Source organism: Streptomyces sp. HB132 (genome assembly GCF_016909575.1).
Taxonomy (GTDB): Bacteria; Actinomycetota; Actinomycetes; order Streptomycetales; family Streptomycetaceae; genus Streptomyces.
In genome coordinates this window covers 1-20864 of sequence record NZ_JAFBGA010000001.1, presented here as the reverse complement: position 1 = coordinate 20864, position 20864 = coordinate 1, and the positions used below count along the sequence as shown (strand labels likewise).

Annotated in this window: 20 protein-coding genes and 1 rRNA gene; 14 read left to right on the top strand and 7 right to left on the bottom strand. The window is 69.4% G+C overall.

From position 1 onward, the window contains the following. The first annotated feature begins 19 nt into the window (after positions 1 to 19). Complete coding sequence (locus tag JOC24_RS00105) at positions 20 to 1597, top strand: adenosine deaminase family protein (RefSeq protein WP_205018006.1); 1578 nt, start codon at positions 20 to 22, stop codon at positions 1595 to 1597. An 83-nt stretch (positions 1598 to 1680) separates the two neighbouring features. Here the strand turns inward: JOC24_RS00105 and JOC24_RS00100 are convergent, their stop codons facing one another. Continuing rightward, the gene (locus JOC24_RS00100) at positions 1681 to 2142 is read right to left on the bottom strand and encodes an ATP-binding protein (RefSeq protein ID WP_205018005.1); all 462 of its coding nucleotides are present in this window, start codon (positions 2140 to 2142) and stop codon (positions 1681 to 1683) included. A gap of 201 nt (positions 2143 to 2343) precedes the next feature. On the opposite strand from JOC24_RS00100, the gene JOC24_RS00095 reads away from it, so the two are divergent. The 3 genes from JOC24_RS00095 to JOC24_RS00085 are packed head-to-tail and all read left to right on the top strand — an operon-like array spanning position 2344 to position 3620. After that, the gene (locus tag JOC24_RS00095) at positions 2344 to 3189 is read left to right on the top strand and encodes a helix-turn-helix domain-containing protein (RefSeq protein ID WP_205018004.1); all 846 of its coding nucleotides are present in this window, start codon (positions 2344 to 2346) and stop codon (positions 3187 to 3189) included. A gap of 10 nt (positions 3190 to 3199) precedes the next feature. Then, positions 3200 to 3388, top strand: coding sequence for a DUF397 domain-containing protein (locus JOC24_RS00090; RefSeq protein WP_205018003.1), 189 nt, complete (start codon positions 3200 to 3202; stop codon positions 3386 to 3388). Next, positions 3381 to 3620 (top strand): DUF397 domain-containing protein, encoded by a 240-nt coding sequence (locus tag JOC24_RS00085; protein WP_205018002.1) that lies wholly within the window; start codon positions 3381 to 3383, stop codon positions 3618 to 3620. Before JOC24_RS00090 ends, JOC24_RS00085 begins: the two co-directional genes overlap by 8 nt. Positions 3621 to 3641: 21 nt before the next feature. Here JOC24_RS00085 and JOC24_RS00080 read toward each other — a convergent pair whose 3' ends face one another. From JOC24_RS00080 to JOC24_RS00070, 3 genes are all read right to left on the bottom strand, one after another. Continuing rightward, entirely contained in the window at positions 3642 to 4256 is a 615-nt protein-coding gene (locus JOC24_RS00080) for a hypothetical protein (RefSeq protein WP_205018001.1), read from the bottom strand. A 76-nt stretch (positions 4257 to 4332) separates the two neighbouring features. Next, on the bottom strand, positions 4333 to 4746 hold the full coding sequence (locus JOC24_RS00075; protein WP_205018000.1) for a hypothetical protein: 414 nt from the start codon (positions 4744 to 4746) through the stop codon (positions 4333 to 4335). 183 nt (positions 4747 to 4929) lie between these two features. Further along, positions 4930 to 5658 (bottom strand): DUF6333 family protein, encoded by a 729-nt coding sequence (locus JOC24_RS00070; protein ID WP_205017999.1) that lies wholly within the window; start codon positions 5656 to 5658, stop codon positions 4930 to 4932. Between the two features lie 203 nt (positions 5659 to 5861). Between JOC24_RS00070 and JOC24_RS00065 the strand changes: the two genes are divergently transcribed. The 10 genes from JOC24_RS00065 (at position 5862) to JOC24_RS00020 (ending at position 18355) form a co-directional block, all read left to right on the top strand. Then, positions 5862 to 8432 (top strand): polysaccharide lyase family 8 super-sandwich domain-containing protein, encoded by a 2571-nt coding sequence (locus tag JOC24_RS00065; RefSeq protein ID WP_205018729.1) that lies wholly within the window; start codon positions 5862 to 5864, stop codon positions 8430 to 8432. A gap of 60 nt (positions 8433 to 8492) precedes the next feature. After that, the gene (locus tag JOC24_RS00060) at positions 8493 to 9068 is read left to right on the top strand and encodes a GNAT family N-acetyltransferase (protein WP_205017998.1); all 576 of its coding nucleotides are present in this window, start codon (positions 8493 to 8495) and stop codon (positions 9066 to 9068) included. 151 nt (positions 9069 to 9219) lie between these two features. Beyond that, positions 9220 to 10122 carry an aldo/keto reductase gene (locus JOC24_RS00055; RefSeq protein WP_205017997.1) on the top strand — a complete coding sequence of 301 codons (903 nt, stop codon included), beginning with the start codon at positions 9220 to 9222 and terminating at the stop codon, positions 10120 to 10122. Then, positions 10119 to 10778 carry a ribonuclease FAU-1 family protein gene (locus JOC24_RS00050; RefSeq protein ID WP_239579318.1) on the top strand — a complete coding sequence of 220 codons (660 nt, stop codon included), beginning with the start codon at positions 10119 to 10121 and terminating at the stop codon, positions 10776 to 10778. Before JOC24_RS00055 ends, JOC24_RS00050 begins: the two co-directional genes overlap by 4 nt. Before the next feature lie 371 nt (positions 10779 to 11149). Continuing rightward, positions 11150 to 11458: a hypothetical protein gene (locus tag JOC24_RS00045; protein WP_015610155.1), complete on the top strand. Its 309-nt coding sequence runs from the start codon at positions 11150 to 11152 to the stop codon at positions 11456 to 11458. A gap of 185 nt (positions 11459 to 11643) precedes the next feature. Then, positions 11644 to 12513 (top strand): hypothetical protein, encoded by an 870-nt coding sequence (locus JOC24_RS00040; protein WP_205017996.1) that lies wholly within the window; start codon positions 11644 to 11646, stop codon positions 12511 to 12513. 43 nt (positions 12514 to 12556) lie between these two features. After that, complete coding sequence (locus JOC24_RS00035; protein WP_374104471.1) at positions 12557 to 13837, top strand: hypothetical protein; 1281 nt, start codon at positions 12557 to 12559, stop codon at positions 13835 to 13837. Continuing rightward, on the top strand, positions 13834 to 15384 hold the full coding sequence (locus JOC24_RS00030; RefSeq protein ID WP_205017994.1) for an SCO6880 family protein: 1551 nt from the start codon (positions 13834 to 13836) through the stop codon (positions 15382 to 15384). Before JOC24_RS00035 ends, JOC24_RS00030 begins: the two co-directional genes overlap by 4 nt. Before the next feature lie 18 nt (positions 15385 to 15402). Next, positions 15403 to 16821, top strand: a complete 1419-nt coding sequence (locus JOC24_RS00025; protein WP_205017993.1) for an ATP-binding protein — start codon at positions 15403 to 15405, stop codon at positions 16819 to 16821. A gap of 1 nt (position 16822) precedes the next feature. Further along, entirely contained in the window at positions 16823 to 18355 is a 1533-nt protein-coding gene (locus JOC24_RS00020) for a type IV secretory system conjugative DNA transfer family protein (protein ID WP_205017992.1), read from the top strand. Between the two features lie 32 nt (positions 18356 to 18387). Here JOC24_RS00020 and JOC24_RS00015 read toward each other — a convergent pair whose 3' ends face one another. The 3 genes from JOC24_RS00015 to rrf all read right to left on the bottom strand — a co-directional run bounded on the left by JOC24_RS00015 (position 18388) and on the right by rrf (position 20712). Further along, a complete protein-coding gene (locus JOC24_RS00015; protein WP_205017991.1) occupies positions 18388 to 18936 on the bottom strand; it encodes a GNAT family N-acetyltransferase in 549 nt (182 codons plus the stop codon). A gap of 185 nt (positions 18937 to 19121) precedes the next feature. Next, positions 19122 to 20186: a C40 family peptidase gene (locus JOC24_RS00010; protein WP_205017990.1), complete on the bottom strand. Its 1065-nt coding sequence runs from the start codon at positions 20184 to 20186 to the stop codon at positions 19122 to 19124. A gap of 409 nt (positions 20187 to 20595) precedes the next feature. Continuing rightward, positions 20596 to 20712: ribosomal RNA gene (gene rrf / locus JOC24_RS00005) — 5S ribosomal RNA — on the bottom strand. Positions 20713 to 20864: the final 152 nt, after the last annotated feature.

Genomic DNA, 20864 nt, shown 5'->3' with positions numbered 1-20864 from the left:
TGCGCCGCCTTTCGTGATCATGCAAAGCGTGATTTCCGTACAGCACAACTCATCGCGTTCCCGGCGGTTGTTGACGGCCGCAGGACTCGCTGCGGCGGCCCTCGCCGCGTCCCTGCCCACCGATGCGTCGGCCCGGGCGGCGACGCCCGCAGCCGTACCGCCGCCCCGGACGGCCACGGCCGCCGAGACCCGCACCGCCGCCTGGCTGGAGGCGCACCCACAGCAGTCCCAGAAGTTCTTCCGGGATCTACCGAAGGGAGGTGACCTGCACAATCACCTCTCCGGCGCGGTCCGGACCGAGTACCTCATCCAGCTCGCGGCCGATGACGGCCTCTGCATCGACGCCACGACGACCGCTGTCGCACCTCCGTGTGCCGCGGGAACCCGACCGGCTGCCGACGCCCTCACGGATACCGGTTTCCGTCAGGAGGTCGTCCGGGCCTGGTCCATGGAGGACTTCCCGCAGGGCGAGTCGGGCCACGACCACTTCTTCGCCACGTTCGGGAAGTTCGGCGCCGCGACGTCGCACCGCGGGAAGATGCTCGCCGACGTGGCCGGTACCGCGGCGGCGCAGAACCAGACCTATCTGGAGACCATGGTCAGCCCCGCCTCGGCAGGGGCCCGGCAGTTGGCCGCCGACGTCGGCTGGGACGCGGATCCGGCAGCCCTGCACCGAAAGCTCCTCGCCGGCGGCAGGCTCGACCAACTCGTGAGGGCCGCGCAGCAGGAAGCCGACACCGCCGACGCGGAGTTCCGCCAGACCGCGCACTGCGCGGACGCCACCCCCGCCCCGGCCTGCCGGGTCACGGTGCGCTGGGTCTCCCAGGTGTCACGCAACAGCTCCCCGGAACGCGTCTTCACCCAGATCGCCCTGGGCCTCCGCCTGGCGGAACGCGACCCCCGGTTCGTCGCGGTGAACCTGGTCCAGCCGGAGGACGGTGAGATCTCCCTGCGGGACTACCGACTGCACATGCGCATGCTGAACCACCTCCACGGCGTCTACCCCCGTGCCCACATCACCCTGCACGCCGGCGAACTCGTCCCCGGCCTGGTGAAGCCCGAGGACCTCACCTTCCACATCGACGACGCCGTACGCACGGGGCAGGCCGAACGCATCGGCCACGGAGTCGACCTCGTGCAGGAGGACGACTGGCGTCGGCTCGCCCGCGACATGGCGCGCCGGCAGATCGCCGTCGAGGTGCCACTCACCAGCAACGCGCAGATCCTCCAGGTCGAGGGCGACGAGCACCCGTTCCCCGTCTACCGGAAGTACGGCGTACCCGTCGTGCTGTCCACCGACGACCCGGGCATCTCACGCGGCGACATCGGCCAGGAGTACCGCCGGGCCGCCCGTACCTACGGACTCGGCTACCCGGAGTTGAAGGACCTGGCCCGGGCGTCCCTGGAGTACTCCTTCCTGCCGGGCCGCAGTCTGTGGAGCCCGGACCCCGTACGCCGGGGCTTCCGCCCGGTCCAGGAGTGCCGGGCACCTCGGTCGGCCCGCTGCGCCCGGCTGCTGGCGAACAGCCCGAAGGCCCGCCTGGAGTGGCGCCAGGAACAGTCCTTCCACGCCTTCGAGGCCCGTTACACCGGCTGATCCCGCCCGGCCCGGCCGGGGGCCGGACTGTACGGGGCGTTTGGAGGTGCGCAGGGATGGGATGAAGGCTTCACAGCCCCGCGTCATGTCGGATCACCCCACCGACATGCAGGTTTCCCTGCACATTCGATCCACAGCACCTTCCCGCCCTGCCCCGGCAGCCCGCCCCTGATCGGGTACGCACCCCAGCTCTCCGCCCACTCCCGGACGAGCTGCAGGCCGCGCCCCCGCTCGGCCAGCACACACGATTCAGCCATGACACCGCCGCCGAACGGGGCCGGGATCTCCGGATTGCTGTCCCACACCCCGACCCGCACCCGGCCCCTCCCCGCTCCGCGCAGCCGGAGCGAGTACGGACCCGCGGAGTGCCGGTAGGCGTTGGTGACCAGCTCGCTCGCCAGCAGTTCGGCGGTGTCGATGAGGTCCCTCATCCCGTGCACCTGGAGCACGGTCCGCAGAGTTGCCCGGGCGATACCGGGCCCACGGGGATCCTGCGGAAGTTGGAGGGTGTACGCCCAGGGCGGCGTTACGGTGGCCAGAGCCATGGAAGTCTCCGTTCACGGAGGAGCGTTGAGGTGTCTGTAGCAGGCCCGGTGACGAGGCCGCTCCGTCGAGCGGGGTACTTCCGGGCGGGTGTCCTGAGTGCCAAGATAGCCAACGGTGGCTAATGTATTAACCGAAAGATGAGTAATGAGTGAACTACCACCCGTCTGGGTGACGAGGCGTTCAGGGAGGCGGACCAGCCGGTGAGAAACACCCCGACGGGTCGTCAACTGCGTCTTGGCAGTGAACTGCGCAAACTCCGGGAGCTGGCCGGACTCACCGCGACACAGGCAGGCCAGCTCCTGGGCGTGAAGCAGAACCAGATCAGCAATATGGAGGCCGGCCGCGTAGGCGTGAGCCCCGAGAGGGTCCGTACGTTGGCCCGGCAGTACAGGTGCGCGGACCAAGAGGTCATCGCAGCGCTCTGCGACATGACCGCCGACCGTACGCGCGGCTGGTGGGAGGAATACCGCGAGATTCTTCCTGCGCCTCTGCTGGACCTCGCGGAAATCGAGCACCACTCCCGAGGACTGCGCACTGCGGTCACCGTCCACATCCCCGGGCTCCTGCAGACTCCGGAACACGCCCGCGAAATCTTCCGCCAAGATGCGCCGGAACTCTCGCCACCCGATATCGAGCACCGCGTCTCGTTCCGCATCAAGCGGCAAACCGTGCTCTTCCGCACTCCGCCGACTGCCCAGCGCGTGGTCATCCACGAGGCAGCCCTGCGCATGCAGTTCGGCGGACGGAAAGTAGCCCGCGAGCAGCTGGGACACCTGGTGGATCTGAGCGAGCACGCTCACGTCGTGCTTCAGGTCATCCCGTTCGCAGCCGGAGCCTTTGCGGGATCGGGGCAGTCGATCTACTACATCCGGGGAGCTGTACCGCAGCTCGACAGCGTGAACCTGGACCAGTCGCACGGACCTGTTTTCCTGGATGCAGAGCCACAGTTGCAGAGGTACCGCGTACTGCTGAGCCGGATCGAGGCAAGCGCGCTCGACCCTGCGACATCACGCGACTTCATCCACACCATCGCCCGGAATCTGTGAGGGATCGAAGATGTCAGCACTCGATTGGCAGAAATCCTCCTACTGCGCGCAGGGAAACTCCTGCATACACGTCGCCAACGACCAAAATTTCGTCGCCCTCACCGAGAGCAGCGACCCCAGCGGCGCGATACTCCGGACCAGCGCGCTGGCCTGGGCCGCCCTCATCCGCGCCGTGAAGGAAACCCGCGCCCATGGCTGACCACCCCGCCGACCTGACCTGGACCCGCGCCGCCCCCGAGGACACAGAGGGCCCCGGCCCCTGGATCGAGATCGCGTTCGGTCCCGGCGGGCTCGTGCATCTCCGCGAGACCGGTGACCCCGGAACGGTGGTGACCACCACGGCTCAGAAGTGGGAGGCGTTCGCCCAGGGTGTCGTGGCCGGCGAATTCGACCACTTCGCCGAGACGGACGTCACCGCCACGGACGACTGACGCTCCGCGCAGGACCATCGTTCAGCCGCACTCCAGCGGGTTCAGTTCCGAAGCGACGATCGGGTCGGTGGCGGACCCGCTGACCGCGAGCATGCCGCTGGACCCGCTCCAGCGCAGTTCGTACGTGCCTTCGGCCACGGGCCGGTAAATGTCGTCCGCCACCCAGGAACCTGACGGCCGCCAAGCCACTCCGGTGCGGCCCACCGCGTACACCTCGCCGTTGCTGATCTTCAGGAAAGACGTCTCCCGCACCACAGCCACACAGCCGTCAGGACCGGCGGGCTGAAGTATCCGGTAGTCCGCACCACCCGTGAGATCGCTGACTGCGCCAAACGCACTGCCGAGTCCGGCCGCGGCAACCAGCAGGCCGAGGACGAAGCGTGGCAGGCCCAGACGCGGCACGGGTGCCCGGTCGTCCGCTGCGTAGAGCTGCCGGACCCTATGAACGCCTATCAGGATCATCGATATGACGAGCAGCGAGGTACTCACCACCCAGGCCGGGATCACATGCCCCAGGACAACCAGGATCAGACTGCTCCAGCCCGCAGCGGTTGCAAGGGGCAGCAAGATCGTGGCTCCGGCGAGATACGGGGATCTTCGCACCACGCTGCTGGTCCAACGCTGTTCAGTTTCCATCGGTGCACCCTATGGCCGCTCCGCCCGGGCGGAGCGGGTGGATTGCGCCCGGCTGGGTCCGCCGCACAAAGACGAGTCAGCCGACCCAGCCCGACTCCACCGGGAAGTCCGGCGGCCAGGGCTTGGACCAGTCGTACAGCGATTCCCGGTCGCCCATCGACTCGTAGTCCGCCTCGCGCCAGCTCGGGATACCCCCGATGACGAAGCTGTCTCCGTCAGGGTCCAGCATCCAGGTGTACTCGGCATCGGATGACTCCAACCCGTGCCGCTCCTTCAGCACGGCGAACTCCTCGGAACTGGCGCGCCGTATGTGGAGCCCGTTCCTGTAGTAGGGCTGGAGGAGCATCAGTTCCACATGGCCGATGTAGATCTCGACGCGTGTGGTGGTCTGGTCGACCAGTGTTGCTTCGCTCCGCAGGAAGAGCTGCCGGTGGGACGGATTGAACTCGACGACGCGGAACAACCTCCCCGTGCGGACAAAATCGGTCATGGTCGAAACTCTCTCCTGATCGAGAAGCCGGCTCCCCGTCGGACGGCTTGAAGCGCTCGAGGTGGACACTCTTGCCGCCATGGCGGCACTGGATCGACGATCACGCGCGCTGCCTCAGTCTGACTGCTGCGCGGAAGCTCGCGTGCAACCCGAGGTGGCCACGAGGACCACCGGGGCCAGGAGCTAGTCGGAGAGCCAGACCTCTTCCATCAGGTCCGTGGCGGAGTGAGTGTGGCGGACGGTGAACACCGAGGTCCTCACCCTCCTGCGCCTCCACGGGCGATGGGCGCCGAGGATCAGCTCCCCGAGGCCGCCCCAGTACGTCGAGGCAGGATCGTCCGGGTCGTACGCGACATCGGCTTCCTTCGCCTCCCGCGCCGTGATCCCACAGGCCTCCAGGACGGCCTGTGGATCACCCGTCAGCGTCCACCGCGACGTGTCTGCCTCGGACGGCCAGCCCTCGGAGTGCACCAGCTCGAAGCCGGGCACCGCCCACGCGGCCTCCTCGTGGGTCTCCCCTCGGTCGACGACCGCCCCGCCGATGACCTTCGCCCCGGGGAACCGCTCCGCCAGGTTCCTGACCTGTTCCAGCACCGGCCACGAGTGGCCCCCGTCGGCCAAAGCGGGATCCGAGACGCCGAGGACGTTCCCCCACCTCCCGACCTGGATCCGGTCAAGGTCGTCGCGGGTCGCCGGGGAGAAGCCGTCGCTGATGTTCCGCTCCCCCTGATACTCCAGAACCCCGTCCACCGTCCCGAACGATCCGGCGAACTCCCGCGCTGCGTGCGGATCGTTGGGCGGCAGGCCGTCGGAGGGGTCCGGGAACGGCGGCAGCACGACCGTGATCGTGTACCGACCCGCCCCCCGCACCCGCGCCTGCGACGGACACGTCCAAGAACCGTTCTCCGTCATGCCCGCCACCGTAACGCCGCGCCCACCGGACTGGATGCCCGAAAAGCCCTGCCCCGAGTCGTCATACGACCGACCGTGGACGACGGCACCGACATCGCGACGGCCCGCGACATCGCACCGGCCCGTTGACACCGGTGTACGCCCGTTGCTTGGCTGGGCTCAGAGGCAACAAGCGCTTACGGGCCGCACTCTGGAGCGTGCTGATGGAGCTCTCACGTCGTTCCGCACTGTCCGCGATCCCCGCCGCCGCCCTCTGGACGGCGTCCCGGACACTCCGCACGGAGGCGGCCGCCTCCCCGAATCCCAGGCCGTCCAACGGATCTCCGCAGGACCCTCCGGCCACCCTCCTCCGCAACACCGTCGCCGTCTTCGCCGGCACCACGGAGTCCAACGCCCGCCCGGAGGTCGCCCCCAAACTCGACGCGCTCCGGACGGCGGCGCACGCCCGGCTCACCGCGCTGGACGGCGCCGGGCCGGGCGAGATCTTCGAAGGCGTACCACTCGGCACCAGCGACCCCAACCTGAGCACGTCGTACCAGTACCTCTACGAGATCGCTCTCGCCACCTGTCTCCCCGGCACAGAAGCCTCCGGCCTGTACGGGAACGCGACGGTCCGGCGCCGGGTCGTCGACGCCCTGGCCCGGCTCCACGACGACTGGTTCGGGGATCAGTCGAAGGGCTACTACGGCAACTGGTTCCACTGGGAGATCGGGATCCCGGGCTACGCGACCAGGACCCTGGTCCTGCTCCGGGACGAACTCGCGGCCTACCGGCCCGATCTCACCGCGACGTACGTCACCTCCACGGACGCCTACCTGCGCAACGGAAAGAACGGCGACGTCGATCTCGACTCGCGCTTCCACACCGGCGCCAATCTCGCCGACATCACGACGAACCGGATCCTCCAAGGCGCCCTGCTCGACGACGAGACCCGCATCACCAAGGCCCTCGCCGACCAACTGACCGTCTTCGCGACGATCGACCCCTACCTCCCCCGCCACGGGGTAACGGACGGGTTCTACGCCGACGGGTCCTTCGTCCAGCACGGCTCCGTCGCGTACACCGGCTCCTACGGCAGAGGACTGCTCACCCGGATCGTCCAGACCGTCAAGATCCTCGACGGCACCGGCTACGTCCCCGACGACAGCCTGGTCGGTGTCGTACGGGGCTGGGTGGCCGACGGCTTCGCCCCGCTGATCTTCGAGGGCTGGATGATGGAGATCGTCAAGGGGCGAGCGGTCTCACGGACCGGCACGGGATACGCGGACGTCACCGCCGTCGTGGAGGCAGTCGTCGACCTGTCCGCGCATACGTCCGGCAACGATGCGGAGGCCCTCGCGGGCTACGTCAAACACGTCCGGCAGACCTCCAGGACCGGCCTCGACCCGACCGCCTTCGTCTCCCCCGTCAGCATCGCCCGCTACGCAGACATCCTGGACTCCCCCGCGCCCGCCCGGGATCTCGTCCCGACGGCCGCCCACGCCGCGTACAACGCGATGGACCGGACCGTCCACCGCCGGCCCGGCTACGCGTTCGCGCTCGCCCGCAGCTCCGCCCGCGTCAGCATGTACGAGTACATGAGCGGCGAGAACCTGATGCCGTGGTTCCAGGGCTCGGGCGCCCACTACCTGTACCTGTCCGGTGCGGACCAGCGGCAGGCGTACGGCGTCGACTACTTCACCGCTGTCCCGCCCCACCGCCTCGCGGGCGTCACCGCTCCCTCCGAGACGCGGCGCACCGTCCCCGAGCTGTACGGCACCCTCTGGTACGACAACCCCGAGCGCGGCTTCACCTCGTCCTCCGAGTCGCAGAACACGTACGTCTACTTCCCGCGCGCCACTCAGGGTTTCTCCGGCGGCACCCGCCTCGGCGCCTACGGCGTGGCCGGTCTCGTGCAGTCCGACGACGCCGCGTACGCGGCGCAGCAGGCAGGCACCCTGCCCGAGGACTTCGTGGCCTACCGCGCGGCGGCTGCCACCAGGTCCTGGTTCATGTTCGACGACGAGATCCTCGTGCTGTCCGCCGGCGTGACCGGCCTGTCGGGCCGCGCGGTGACCACGACGGTCGACAGCCGCATCGCCGATCCCTCCTCTCCCGTCGCCGTCACGGGCGGCCTGCGCGACGGATCCCCCTGGCGCAGGACCGCGACCGCCCCACCGGCCTGGCTGCGGTACGCCGACGAAGGACAGAGGACCTCCGTCGGGTACGTCTTCCTGTCCGGCCCGCCGCCGGTGGTCGCGCTCGACACGGTCACCCGGAGCAGGCGCCTCGTGCGCCTCGCCAACGCGGACACGGCAGTGACCAAGCAGCTCTTCACACTGTCCTACGAGCAGGTCGCCGGAGCGGAGCCCACCTCCATGGCACACGCCCTCGTCCCGAACGCCTCCGCGCGGCAACTCGCTTCATACGCCCATGGACCGCTCTCCGTGCTGTCCAACACGGACCGTCTGCAGGCCGCAGCACACACGCAACTCGGCATCACCGCCGCCAACGCCTTCACCCCCGGGACGCACCGCGTGGGGCGCCTCTCGATCGACGGGCCGGCATCGGTCATGCTGCGCCGGACGGCGGGCGGCACGTATTCCGTCGCGGTGTCCGACCCCACGACGACGCGGAGCACGGTATCGATCACCTTCCACGGCCGGCCCCTGCGGCGTGTCTCGGCGGACGCCGGAGTCCGCGTCCGCCACGTCCCCGGCGGAACCCGCCTCGACATCACGACCGACCGTGCCTACGGCGGCAGCTTCACGGCGACTCTGACGCGGAGGGCCTGAGGGAGCAGGCCCGAACAATGCGCTTGTCGGGCGCCCCCCGACCGCGAGAGCATCCGGGCCATGGAAGAGCCCCCTGCACTGCTGCGCCACGGCCGGGTGGAACTCCGCCGGTGGCACCCGAGCGACCTCGACGCCCTGCACGAGGCGATCTCGGATTCCCTGGACCACCTGATGCCGTGGATGCCCTGGGCGGCGACCCACGACAGACGGCAGGGCGCCGCCTTCCTCGCCCGCAACCAGGAGGAGTGGGTGAGCGGGGAGACCTTCGGCTACGCGATCACCTCGAACTCCACCGTCATCGGCAGCTGTGGCCTCCACCGCCGCATCGGTGCGGGCGGACTCGAGATCGGCTACTGGCTGCGCCCTCGATGGACCGGGCGGGGCCACGCGACGGCGGCCGCGACCGCACTCGTCGACCAGGGATTCCGGCTGACGGGCATCGACCGCCTGGAGATCCACCACGACGCCGCCAACCCGGCCAGTGGGGCGGTGGCCCGCCGCATGGGATTCACGGAGGCCGGACGCGGTCCCGCGCCCGACGGACCGGCCGCCCCCGGAGAGCTTGGAATCACCGTGGTGTGGCGGGTCACGGCCGATCAGTGGAAGGCCGGAGCGTCCGCACGGGCGGACAGGTGAGTCACGAGGGCCGAGGGGCTTCGGCAGGCCCCCGGGCCCCTTTCCCCGAGGGCGCCAGGTCGCGGCCCGACCACCACCCGGCACACCACCGTCGCACGCCGCCGGTGTCGTCATCGGCCGCCCGCGGAAGCCGGGCGGGTGAAAGAATCCGATGATGCCCTCATCACTTGGAACGATCAACGCCGCGGCCTCCGGCACCTGGAAGCTGGGTGACCTGACGGTCAACCGCCTCGGCTTCGGCTCGATGCGCCTCGCCCAGGACGGCACGGCGTTCGCCGGCGGAACCTCCAGCGACCGGGACCGCGCGCTGCGCGTCCTGCGTCGCGCCGTCGAGCTCGGCGTGAACCACATCGACACCGCCGCCTTCTACTTCTCGCCGCTGCGGTCCGCCAACGAGCTGATCAACAGCGCGCTCGCCCCGTACGCCGACGACCTGGTCATCACGACCAAGGTCGGCCCCGGGCGGGACCCCTCCGGCGCGTGGGTGTGGGCCGGTCCGGAGCAGCTGCGCGGCCAGGTCGAGGAGAATCTGCGCCAGCTCGGCCGGGACCACCTGGACGTGGTGAACCTGCGCCTCGCGCCGAGCGGGGCCTCCGCTCCCGTCGCCGACCTCTTCGGCGCTCTGGCCGAACTCCGCACGGCCGGACTCATCCGCCACCTGGGCATCTCCAACACCACACCGGAACAGCTGGCAGAGGCTCGGGGCATCGCACCCGTGGTCTGCGTACAGAACGCGTACGGCCTCGACTCCCCGGCCGACGACCACGCCTTCCTGCGCGCCTGCGGCGAACAGGGCATCGCGTTCGTCCCCTTCTTCGCCATCGCCGGCTCGGGGCGCGAGGAAGGCGCGGCCAGCAACCAGGACGAGGCGACGCTGACCGTCGCACGCCGCCACGCGGTGACGGCCGCGCAGGTGCGACTGGCCTGGACGCTCCACCAGGGACCGCATGTGCTGGCCATCCCCGGCACCGGCAACCCGGACCACCTCGTCGAGAACGTGTCCGCCGGCGCGCTGCGACTCACCGCCGAGGACCTGACGCTGCTCGCGCGATGACCGGGGCCGCACGGGGGATGGAGGCCGGGAGCGGGGCCGGGGCCGGGCAGATCCTCCGCTGGAACCTCTTCATCGGGGGGCACCTCAGCTACTCCGTACCCGTACGGCTCGTCGAACGCACGCACGAGGGCCAGTTGGTGTGGCTGGAGACCGGCACCCCCATGTGGCGTACGGGACTGCCTCGTGGAGCCCACCTCCGGGACATCGCGCCCGAAGACCGGCCCGCACAGGGCTATCCGGCGAAGGCCGGACGGTGGCCGATGGGCAGCGCCCTCATCCACCAGCCGGCCGGGGCCGGTCACGCGGTGCTCTGGCTCTTCGGGCGGAGACGGAAGTTCCGTGGCTGGTACGTGAATCTCGAACACCGAACCCATCGCGGCGAGGACATCGACGTGGCCGACCACGAGCTCGACATCACCGTGACACCGGAGCGAAGCCGACGATGGAAGGACGAGCGGTCGTTCGCCCAGAAGACCGGGCACCCCGCGTACTGGTCCGCGCGAGAGGCGTCGGAGATCCGCGCGGAGGGGGAACGCGTTGTCCGTCTCATCGAGGCGAGGGCGTTCCCCTTCGACGGCTCCTGGTGCGACTTCAAGCCACCGTCGCACTGGGAGACCCCCGCCAGGGGACCGGCGCCCCTGCGTACCGTGCTGTGACGTAAAGGGTCGCTGGGCCTTCCCCGCACGGCGCCTGACGACACGTCGACCTGAAGCCACCGGCGCACACACGGCTCTCGAACAGCGCGTACGAATGCCCCGCGTCCCGTGAACGCATCGACCGCACCCGGAACCCCTGGCCACCGTCGTTGCTAGCCGTCACACCCCGTGATACACAGAGTAACCATGCATATGCGGGCAGATTCCGGCGCAAGCCGCAGGTCAGGGCGGCTTCCCCGGTCAAACGTGCGAGATCCGGGTAAAGAGACCCGGGAAGGCGTCGTGCGATGCCGGTTTCATCAGCGAAGATAGAGACCGACCCGTGTCGCACGGCGCGGGCTGCGAACTACCCAACAGGGGCGGTGACTTACATGATCCTGGCAGCGGAAAAGGGCGACATCACCACCATCATCGGCGGAATCGCCCCGAACTGGGGGCCGTTCGGGACTCTGGGCAACGAGGCACGCATCATGATCGAGGTGGTGATGGCGATCGCCATCCTGCTCTGCCTCGGCATCGCGATCTGGGGTGCGGCGAAACAGCGCATCGGCGCGACGGCGCTGCGGGACACCTTCAGCGCGGAGCAGGGCAAAGGGCTGATCGTGGCAGGGCTGACCGGCGTCTTCATCATCGGATCGCTGGGCACACTGTTCACCATTGTGTACGGAATGGCTGTCTGACCCGGCCGTCAGGCCACCACTGCCCCCGGGGGTCGCCCCCGTCCACCCACACCATCCGTCCGTCGTGCCCACCGGCAGAGGTTGCGTCCCCTGATGTCGAGTCACCACACCGCGCCCACGCGGAAACCAGCAGCGCTACCGTCGTACTACGCGGATCCGCACACGGCTGAGGGGGCGTACGCGGCATGAGTCAGGGCGATGAGCGGGGTTACGGCGGCAACGAGCCGGGAGACCGCTCGGACGACGCGTACAGCACCCTCGGCGGGACACGCCAGACGCGCACGCGTCTGCCCGGCGGTGGCGACGACGTCGACGGATACGGCCGCCGACCCGCCCGGAACTCCCGCTCACTGATCATGGTGGTGGGCGTGGTGGTGCTGCTCATCGCAGCGATCGCGTTCGCGAACCAGAGCGGAGGCGGCGCCTCGGACGGTGGCAAGGAGAAGGACCCCGCCGCAGCAGGGGCGGGCCCCACCGCCGCGACCGGCACGAAGCCGGTCACGGGCAAGAACGGCACGATCGCCTCAGGGTTCGCGCACGACGAGCAGGGGGCGCAGAGCGCGGCGGCGAATTACGCGGTGGCGCTGGGGTCAGCGGAGATGTTCGACAAGTCGAAGCGTGACGGCATCCTCGACGCAGTCATTGCACCAACTTCCATTGCCAAGTTCCGGACCACGCTCGATGAGGCGTACTCGACCGACTTCTTCAGAAACGTCGGTCTCAACGATGACGGCACCGCCCCCACCGGCTTCGCCTTTGTCTCCCGGACGACACCCATCGGCACCAAAGCGACAACGTCGGAGGCAGACCGAGCGACCGTCGAAGTCTGGTGCTCCGGTCTGATCGGCTTGGCAGGCGAAGGATCGACCAAGCCCGTCACGGACGGCTGGTTCACCATCACCATGGAACTGCAATGGGTCGACGGCGACTGGAAGGCCGTCACCCACTCTCAGAAGGACGGTCCTGCGCCCGTGGGCGGCGACAACAGAGCATCCAGCGCCGAGGAGATCGCCGGCGCGGTCGACGGGTTCGGAGGCTTCACCTATGCCCGTTAAGCCCTGGCCCCGCCCAAGGTCTGTCGTGGCCCTCCTGGCCACGATGCAAGCCTCGATCATCGTGTTCGCTGCAAGGGCTGTGGCTGCCCCGACCCCCACGCCCAGCCCAAGTACCAGCAACAATCCTTGCGACCTCATCTACGGCGCTGCTCGCGACTACTGCGAGGACGGCGAAGACGGCGGCGCCGCCCGCAGCACGCCCACCGTCACCGACGACGCCATGGACCCCCTCACCTCCCTCGCCCGCGGCTGCGCCGACGCCGCCGCCTACCTCGTGGGCAAGCTCAGCGAGGCCGTGGAGAGCACGGCGACCGTCGACTTCACGAACTCCACCTTCCGCACCCAGTACGCCGTCGTCTTCGCCGCGTCCACCATCCTCACCCTCGTCCTCTGGCTCTTCGCCGTGGCCAAGCGCGCCATCAGGGGCGTGCCGTTCACCACCGCGATCTCCGAGGCCATCGGCTTCCTCTGGCTCACGGTCCTGGCCTCGGCCTTCACACCGCTCATCCTGTACGTGGTCGTATCCGCCACCGACGGCGTCACGGAAGTCATCTCCGCCGCGACCGGCGGACAGACCGACGTGTTCTTCGGATCGTTCGCCGAGGCGCTCAAGAAGGGCACGGACATCGGCGGCGGGCCCATCATGCTGATCGTCGTCTCGCTCGTGTCGATCCTCGCCGCCGGCATCCTGTGGCTGGAGCTCGTGATCCGGGCCGCCCTGCTCTACGTGGGCGCCCTGCTGGGGGTCGTCGTGTACTCCGGGCTCGTCGACAAGAACATGTGGGGCCACGTCCGCCGCTGGGCGGGCATCATGATCGCCGTGATCATGGTGAAGCCGGTCATCGTCATCGTGCTCGGGCTCGCCGGGGCACTCTCCGCGGACGACGGGCCGAACGCCTTCTCGGCCGTCGTCTCCGGCCTCGCCATCATCCTGCTGGCCATCTTCGCCTCCGCCATGATCTACCGCTTCGTCCCCGGCTTCGGCGACGAGATCCAGGGCGCCCGCACCAACCGCAAGCAGGCCACCGACGGCTCCCAGGCCGCCGCGATGATCAGCTCGCCCGCCGCTCTCGTCTCGCAGGGCATCAAGACCCACAGCGGCCGCGGCGGCGGCGAAGGCGGAGGAGGCGGCGGTGGCGCCCGGCCGGCCAACCCGGCCAGCGGAGGTGTCGCCGCCCACAGCTCCCGTACCCCCGGTGGCGGCTCCGCGCCCCCACCCCGCAGCGGGTCCGGGCCCACCTCCGGCACCCCCCACGGCACCCGCTCCCCACGAAGCGGTCCAGGCAGCACAGGTAGCACGAACACAGGAGGTGGGGGGCGTTGACGACCCAGTCCCACACGATCGCGCCCCGCCGTACGTATCTCATCGGCCGCGCCCGGCCGAACGCGATCATCGGCAAGAACCGTGAGACGGGCGAGATCGCGCTGATCATCGCCGGTGCGTTCCTCGGCATGATGAGCGGGCTCCTCGTCCCGGTCCTCTCCCTGCGGATCGTGACGCTCATGGGCTTCCCCATGCTGGCCCTGGCCGTCGTGTACGTCCCCTACAAGGGCCGCACCTTCTACAAGTGGTTCGAGATCAACCGCAGCTTCAAGCGCACCCTGCGCCGGGGCACGGCCTACCGCTCCGCCGCCGTCGAAGCCGGCGTCAGCGCCGACGGGCGCGAGGTGGAGATCGGGCCGCCGCCCGGCATCGGCCGGATCAGCTGGCTGGCCGCGCCGTTCGGCCCCGACGAGATCGCCGTACTGCTGCACGCCGACCGGCGTACGGTCACCGCCGCCATCGAGATCGAGGGCCCCGGGGTCGGCCTGCGCGACAGCGAGGACCAGGAAGCCCTGGTCGACCGCTTCGGCACGCTGCTCAAGCACGTGGCCAACGGCGACGGCTTCGTGACGCGCCTGCAGATGCTGGCCCGCACACTGCCCGCCGACCCGGACGCACACGCCAAGGACGTCGCCCAGCGCGGTGACAGGTCCGCGCCCGGCTGGCTCCAGGACTCCTACGACCAGCTCCAGTCGATGGTCTCCACCTCCAGCGAGCAGCACCGGGCCTACCTCGTCGCCTGCATGCACTACAGCCGCGACCTGGCCGCCGAGGCCAACGCCATGGCCCGGGCCATGCGCCCCCAGGGCGGCCGCAGGGTCGACCGGGACGCGGGGCTCGCCGTCGTCATGGCGCGCGAGCTGACCGACATCTGCGCCCGGCTCGCCGAGGCCGACATCCGGGTCCGCCAGCCGCTCGGCCAGAGCCGGCTCGCATCACTCGTGCACTCCATGTACGACCCGGACCACCCCATCGACCACATCCAGGCGATGACGAAGCGCAACGCCTGGCCGGCCGAACTGGACGCGGTCGAGCCGACGTTCCTCCAGGCCAAGACCCGCGAGTCGACGACGCGCGCCCCCTGGTGCCACTCCACGGCCTGGGTGAAGGAATGGCCGATGACCCCCGTCGGCGTCAACTTCCTGGCCCCTCTCCTCGTCCACACGCCCGACGTGATCCGCACGGTCGCGGTATGCATGGACCTCGAACCCACCGAGATCGCCATCGAGCGGATGCTGACGGAGAAGACCAACGACGACGCCGAGGCGAGCCGCCAGGCCAAGATGAACCGTACGGTCGACCCGCGCGACATCGCGGCCCACGGCAGGCTCGACCAGCGGGGTGAAGATCTGGCGAGCGGCGCGGCCGGCGTGAATCTCGTGGGGTACATCACCGTGTCGTCCCGGTCCCCCGAGGCGCTCGCCCGCGACAAGCGGACGATCCGCGCGTCGGCCGGCAAGTCGTACCTCAAGCTGGAGTGGTGCGACCGGGAGCACCACCGCGCCTTTGTGAACACCTTGCCGTTCGCCACCGGCATCCGTCGCTAACGAGAGGGCAGTCACGCCATGCGAGATCCGCTGTCCGCGTTGTCGGATGCCTTCACCGGCTTCCTCTTCGGAAACGTGGAGACCACCCGGCTCCCGGTGCGCACCTCGACGGGGCAGGCCCAGGCCGTCTACCTGCCGACCGCCGCGCCCGGCCTCGGCGACTCCGGCGTGATCATCGGGCGTGAGGTGTACTCGGGCAAGGGCTACATCTACGACCCGTTCCAGCTGTACGGGCAGCAGCTCCCCGCCCCGCACTGGCTGGTGCTCGGCGAGTCAGGGAACGGCAAGTCAGCCCTGGAGAAGACGTATGTGCTGCGCCAGCTCCGCTTCCGCGACCGCCAGGTCGTCGTCCTGGACGCCCAGGGCGAGGACGGCGTCGGCGAGTGGAACCTCATCGCCGAGGAGCTGGGCATCACGCCCATCCGGCTGGACCCGACCGCCGCACTGAACGACGGGATCCGGCTCAACCCCCTCGACCCGTCGATCACGACGACGGGCCAGCTCGCCCTGCTCCGCACGATCATCGAGGTCGCCATGGGCCATGGCCTCGACGAGCGGTCCGGCTTCGCCCTCAAGGTCGCACACGCATTCGTCAACGACACCATCACCGAGCGCCAGCCGGTCCTGATGGACATCGTGGAGCAACTGCGGCACCCCAAGCCCGAGTCCGCCGAGGCGATGAACGTCGACATAGACGACGTACGGGCCTGGGGCCTGGACGTCGCCCTCGTCCTGGACCGGCTCGTCGACGGTGACCTGCGCGGCATGTTCGACGGCCCGACCACGATCGGCATCGACCTCGACGCACCGCTGATCGTTTTCGACCTCTCACACATCGACCGGAACTCCATCGCCATGCCGATCCTCATGGCGATCGTCGGCGTGTGGCTGGAGCACACCTGGATCAGGCCCGACCGGAAGAAACGCATCTTCCTCGTCGAGGAGGCCTGGCACATCATCAACTCGCCGTTCGTCGCCCAGCTCTTCCAGCGCCTGCTGAAATTCGGACGGCGCCTCGGGCTGTCCTTCGTGGCGGTCGTCCACCACCTCAGCGACGTCGTCGACGGAGCTGCGGCGAAGGAGGCGGCGGCCATCCTGAAGATGGCGTCCACCCGCACGATCTACGCCCAGAAGGCCGACGAGGCCAGAGCGACGGGCAAGGTCATCGGCCTGCCCAGATGGGCGGTGGAGATCATCCCCACGCTGACCCCGGGCATCGCGGTGTGGGACGTCAACGGCAACGTCCAGGTCGTCAAGCACCTGATCACCGAAGCCGAACGCCCCTTGGTCTTCACCGACCGCGCGATGACCGAGGGCTCGGCGGCGGATCTGCTCCCCGAGGACGTACGGGCCGCGGAGCTGGAGGCGGAGCAGCGGGCGGCGCGGATCGAGCACCAGCAACGCCTGAACGAGTCGTCCGAGTCAACGGTGGCATGACATGGCACGCCAGGCACCATCAGGACCGGGGCGCGGTGGCGAGGGGCAGGGCGGCATCCCCGACGGCCTGCTGATCGGCCTCCTGTCCTTCCTCTTCGGGCTGACGGTCCTGGCCTGGACTGCGACGGGCCTCGCCGGACTCCTCGCGCACGGGGGCTGGCCCGACGGCGTCACGTTCATGCGGACGCCGCTGGCCCTGCGCGCCCTGGCCGTCGAGCCGGCGGACCTCCCGGCCGCCTGGCCGGACACCCCGCCAGGAGACCTCTCCGGATACGGGCTGTTCTGGGGCCTGTTCATCGGCGAACTGATGGTGCTGCTGGTCCTGACGGTCTTCGCGGTGGGTGTGGTGGCCCGCTGGCGGCTGGTCAGGAAGCAGCGGGGTGACGCCCCGGGGCCGTACGAGTCGGAGCAGCACCCTCCACGCTCCCGCACGGCGGCCGGGCCACCCGCGCGCGAAGCGCTGCCCGCCGAAGCCCCCCGGGCACCCGCTCCGGCACCCGTCGAGGCAGCACAGCCCCTGGCCTCCGCCGCCCCGTACGCGCAGCAGGCCGGTCCCGCGCCCCTTGCCGCGTACACGCAGGAGACCTCACCGCTGGTCCCCACCCCTCGCACCCCGCGCGTTCTCTTCGGCGCCTCGGCCACCCGCCGGCCGGCGGTGGTCCAGGCCATCCGCGAGGCGGAGGGCTCCGCCCTCGTCGTCACCTCGGACCCCACTGTCTGGGCCGAGACGAAAGACGCCCGCAGCAAGCTCGGCCCGGTCCTCGTCTACGACCCGGGTCACCTGTGCGACACCCCGGCCCGCCTTCACTGGTCGCCCGTCGCGGGCTGCGAGGACCCGGCCACCGCGGCCTCCCGGGCAACCGCGCTCCTGACGCCCGTGCGCCCCCGGGCCAGGATCGACGCCGCCGTCGCCGACACCGCACAGACCCTGCTCCAGTGCTGGCTCCACGCCGCCGCCGTGGACGGCCGCCCCTTCCGCCAGGTCCACCGCTGGGCCTCCGGCGCCGGCGGGCACGAACCGGTGCGCCTGCTCCGGACCCACCCCAAGGCGGCCTCCGGGCACGCCGGACTGCTGGAGTCCGCGCTCACCGCCTATCCCGAACGCCGGGAAATGGCACAGGAACTGACCGTACGGGCCTTCGCGGCCCTCTCCTCGGTCCACATCCGCGAAGCGTGCACACCCAACCGAGCCGATGCGCTCGTACTGGATTCTTTTGCACGTGAAGGGGGAACGCTCTATGTGGTCGGTGAACCCATCGAGGATCCCCGCCACCACCCCGGTGCGATGCCCCTGCTCACCGCACTCGCCTCGCACGTGGTCGAGCACGGCCGCCGCATGGCCGTACGGTCAACCGACGGTCGGCTCGACCCACCAATGACTCTCGTCCTCGACGACGTCGCAGCGGTCGCACCACTTCCCGAGCTCCCCCGCCTGCTCTCCGCCGGCCAGGAGCAGGGGATGACCACCCTGGTCCTGCTCCGCTCCGAGGAACAGGCCCGCGCACGTTGGCAGGAAAGCCTGCTCGCGACCTGACCGCGCGCCTTGGGCCTGTCCGCTTCGACTCCCTAACGGCGGATCTCGAACTCGAGCTCCAAGGCGCTCGGATCACCCTCCATCGGCAACGTTCTCCCGGTCGGGACGAAGCCGATCCTGCGGTACGAGGCCGCGGCCCGCCCGTTCCTCTCGTGGACGTAGAGCCGTACCCGCCGCAATGGCGGCCCGGCCAACGACCAGGACCAGTCGATCGCTTCACGGAACAGCGCGTCCACCACCCCGCGCCCCCGGTGGCCCGGTCTGACGAACACCCCCACCAGATGGGCCTGATCGGCCTCGGCGGCCTCCCCGAAACCCGGCTCTCCGCCACGCCGCTCCACGAGCACCGTCACCGTTCCCGCCCATCGGCCGTCAGCCGTCTCCGCGATGAACTGGCGGCTGTGTTCCCCCGCCGCGGCGCCCGCCGTCCGCTCCTGCCAGAACACGTCCGGCTTGGTCAGCGCGTGCTCGTACGTCTCGAGGAAGGCGATCGAGGCAACCGGGTCCCGCAGGGCCACCAACCGGATCTCCCTGGCCCGCCGCCACTCCTCGGCCCGCACCGCACGCACGACGTAGTCCATCCGCCGATCGTGCCCTGCCGCCTCCACCGCGGCAAACGAGATTCCCCGCGCTGTCAGCCGTCCAGCCGCAGAGCGTTCTCGGTGTGCTCGATCGGATGCCTCGACGGCGGGACCACCGGGATCCTCGGCCGCCGGGGATTGATCCGGAGCGACGAAGCCACGGGGCCGGCGATTCGGGGGTGTGATCAGATGCGCACCGCGGCCTGGTAGCTGCCGATGGTGCTCATCGACTCGTAGCGGACGTTGGTGCCCGGATACGGGGCGTGCAGCACGGTGTTGTTGCCCGCATAGAGACCCACGTGCGAGGTGTTGCTGAAGAAGACGAGGTCTCCCGGCTTCAGCTGGCTGCGGGCGATGCGGGTGCCCTGGTTTATCTGGGTGAACGTGGTGCGGGTGATGTCGGCACCGGCCTGGGCGTAGGCCCACATGGTCAGCCCTGAACAGTCGAAGGAGTCGGGACCCGTGGCGGTTCGGACATAGGGCTTGCCCACCCGTGTGTGGGCGGCCTGGAGAGCCGCGGCACCCAGGGCGGACGCGGGGACCTCCTTGCCCAGGTCCACGGCCTCGTTCCCACCGGAACCGTTGCTGAGCTCCACCCGGTCACCGGCGCCGCGGGTGGCGCGCTGCTCCTCCTCCTCAGCCATCTTGGCCCGCTCGGCGGCAGTGAGGGTGTTCAGCAGCTTCTGGGCTTCGGCGAGCCTGCCCTGGAACTTCTGCTTGTTCGTGCCGAGCGTCCTACGTACCTCATCGAGGTCGCTGAGCTTGCCCTGCGCCTCCTTGCGCTGCTGTGCGAGGGTGCGCTGCTTCGCCTGGATCTTCTGCAGCGACTCGGACTGCTTGGCCGTCAGCTGGTCGAGCGCGGACGCCTGGTCGAGGAAGCTGTCCGGGTCCGAGGAGAGCAGCAGCTGGACGGAGGGGTCGAGTCCGCCGGAGCGGTACTGCGCGGTGGCGAGCGAACCGAGCTCGCCGCGCAGGGTGTTGAGCTCGTCCTGACCGCGGGCCACCTTGTCCTGGAGCGCGTCGGCCTGCTTCTTGAGCTTGTCCTGCTGCTCCTTGGCCCCGTTGTACTTCTCCGTGGCGACCTCGGCCTCGTGGTAGAGCTTGTCGACCTTCGCCTTGACCTCGCTCTTGGTCGGCTTGGGGTCGGCATGGGCGGCCTGGGAGGTCAGGGCCACGGCTGCGGCGGCGGTCGCGGTGAGCACGGTCACGCGGGCACGGCTCGGCTGCTTGGGACGACGGTGGGACGCCACGAAGGAAAGCTCCTTCTTCCTCGAACCGCCTACCGGGTCGGGAGACATGAACCGATCCCCGGCTCCGTGCATGTCACGGACTCGGCGGTTCCTTCGCTGCCACCCCTGATGAGTGAACTATCGCGCGAAGGTTCGAAGGCCGACCCTAGTGACCATCCTGTGAAGAGTTCAATCTTCACAGGATGAATGTCGACACACAAGACACTTCTTTTACTCACGACACACGGCGCGTAGCGGGGATCTGACGGTCTGTCGGCACGTGCGAGGGCCTGCCCTATCACCGAGCCGGCGACACTGCCCTGCACCTGGAGACGCAACCTGTTCGGACTTGCGCGGCCGGCCGGTCGGTCGTGCCGTGAACGCAGAAAAGCCCCGTGCCACAAGGGCACGGGGCTTTCCCGGAATAATTGTTCGGCGGCGTCCTACTCTCCCACAGGGTCCCCCCTGCAGTACCATCGGCGCTGAAAGGCTTAGCTTCCGGGTTCGGAATGTAACCGGGCGTTTCCCTAACGCAATGACCACCGAAACACTATGAAATTAACCAACACCGGAACAAAACACGGCCGTTCGTTATTTCAGAACTAACACAGTGGACGCGAGCAACTGAGGACAAGCCCTCGGCCTATTAGTACCAGTCAGCTCCACCCGTTACCGGGCTTCCACATCTGGCCTATCAAC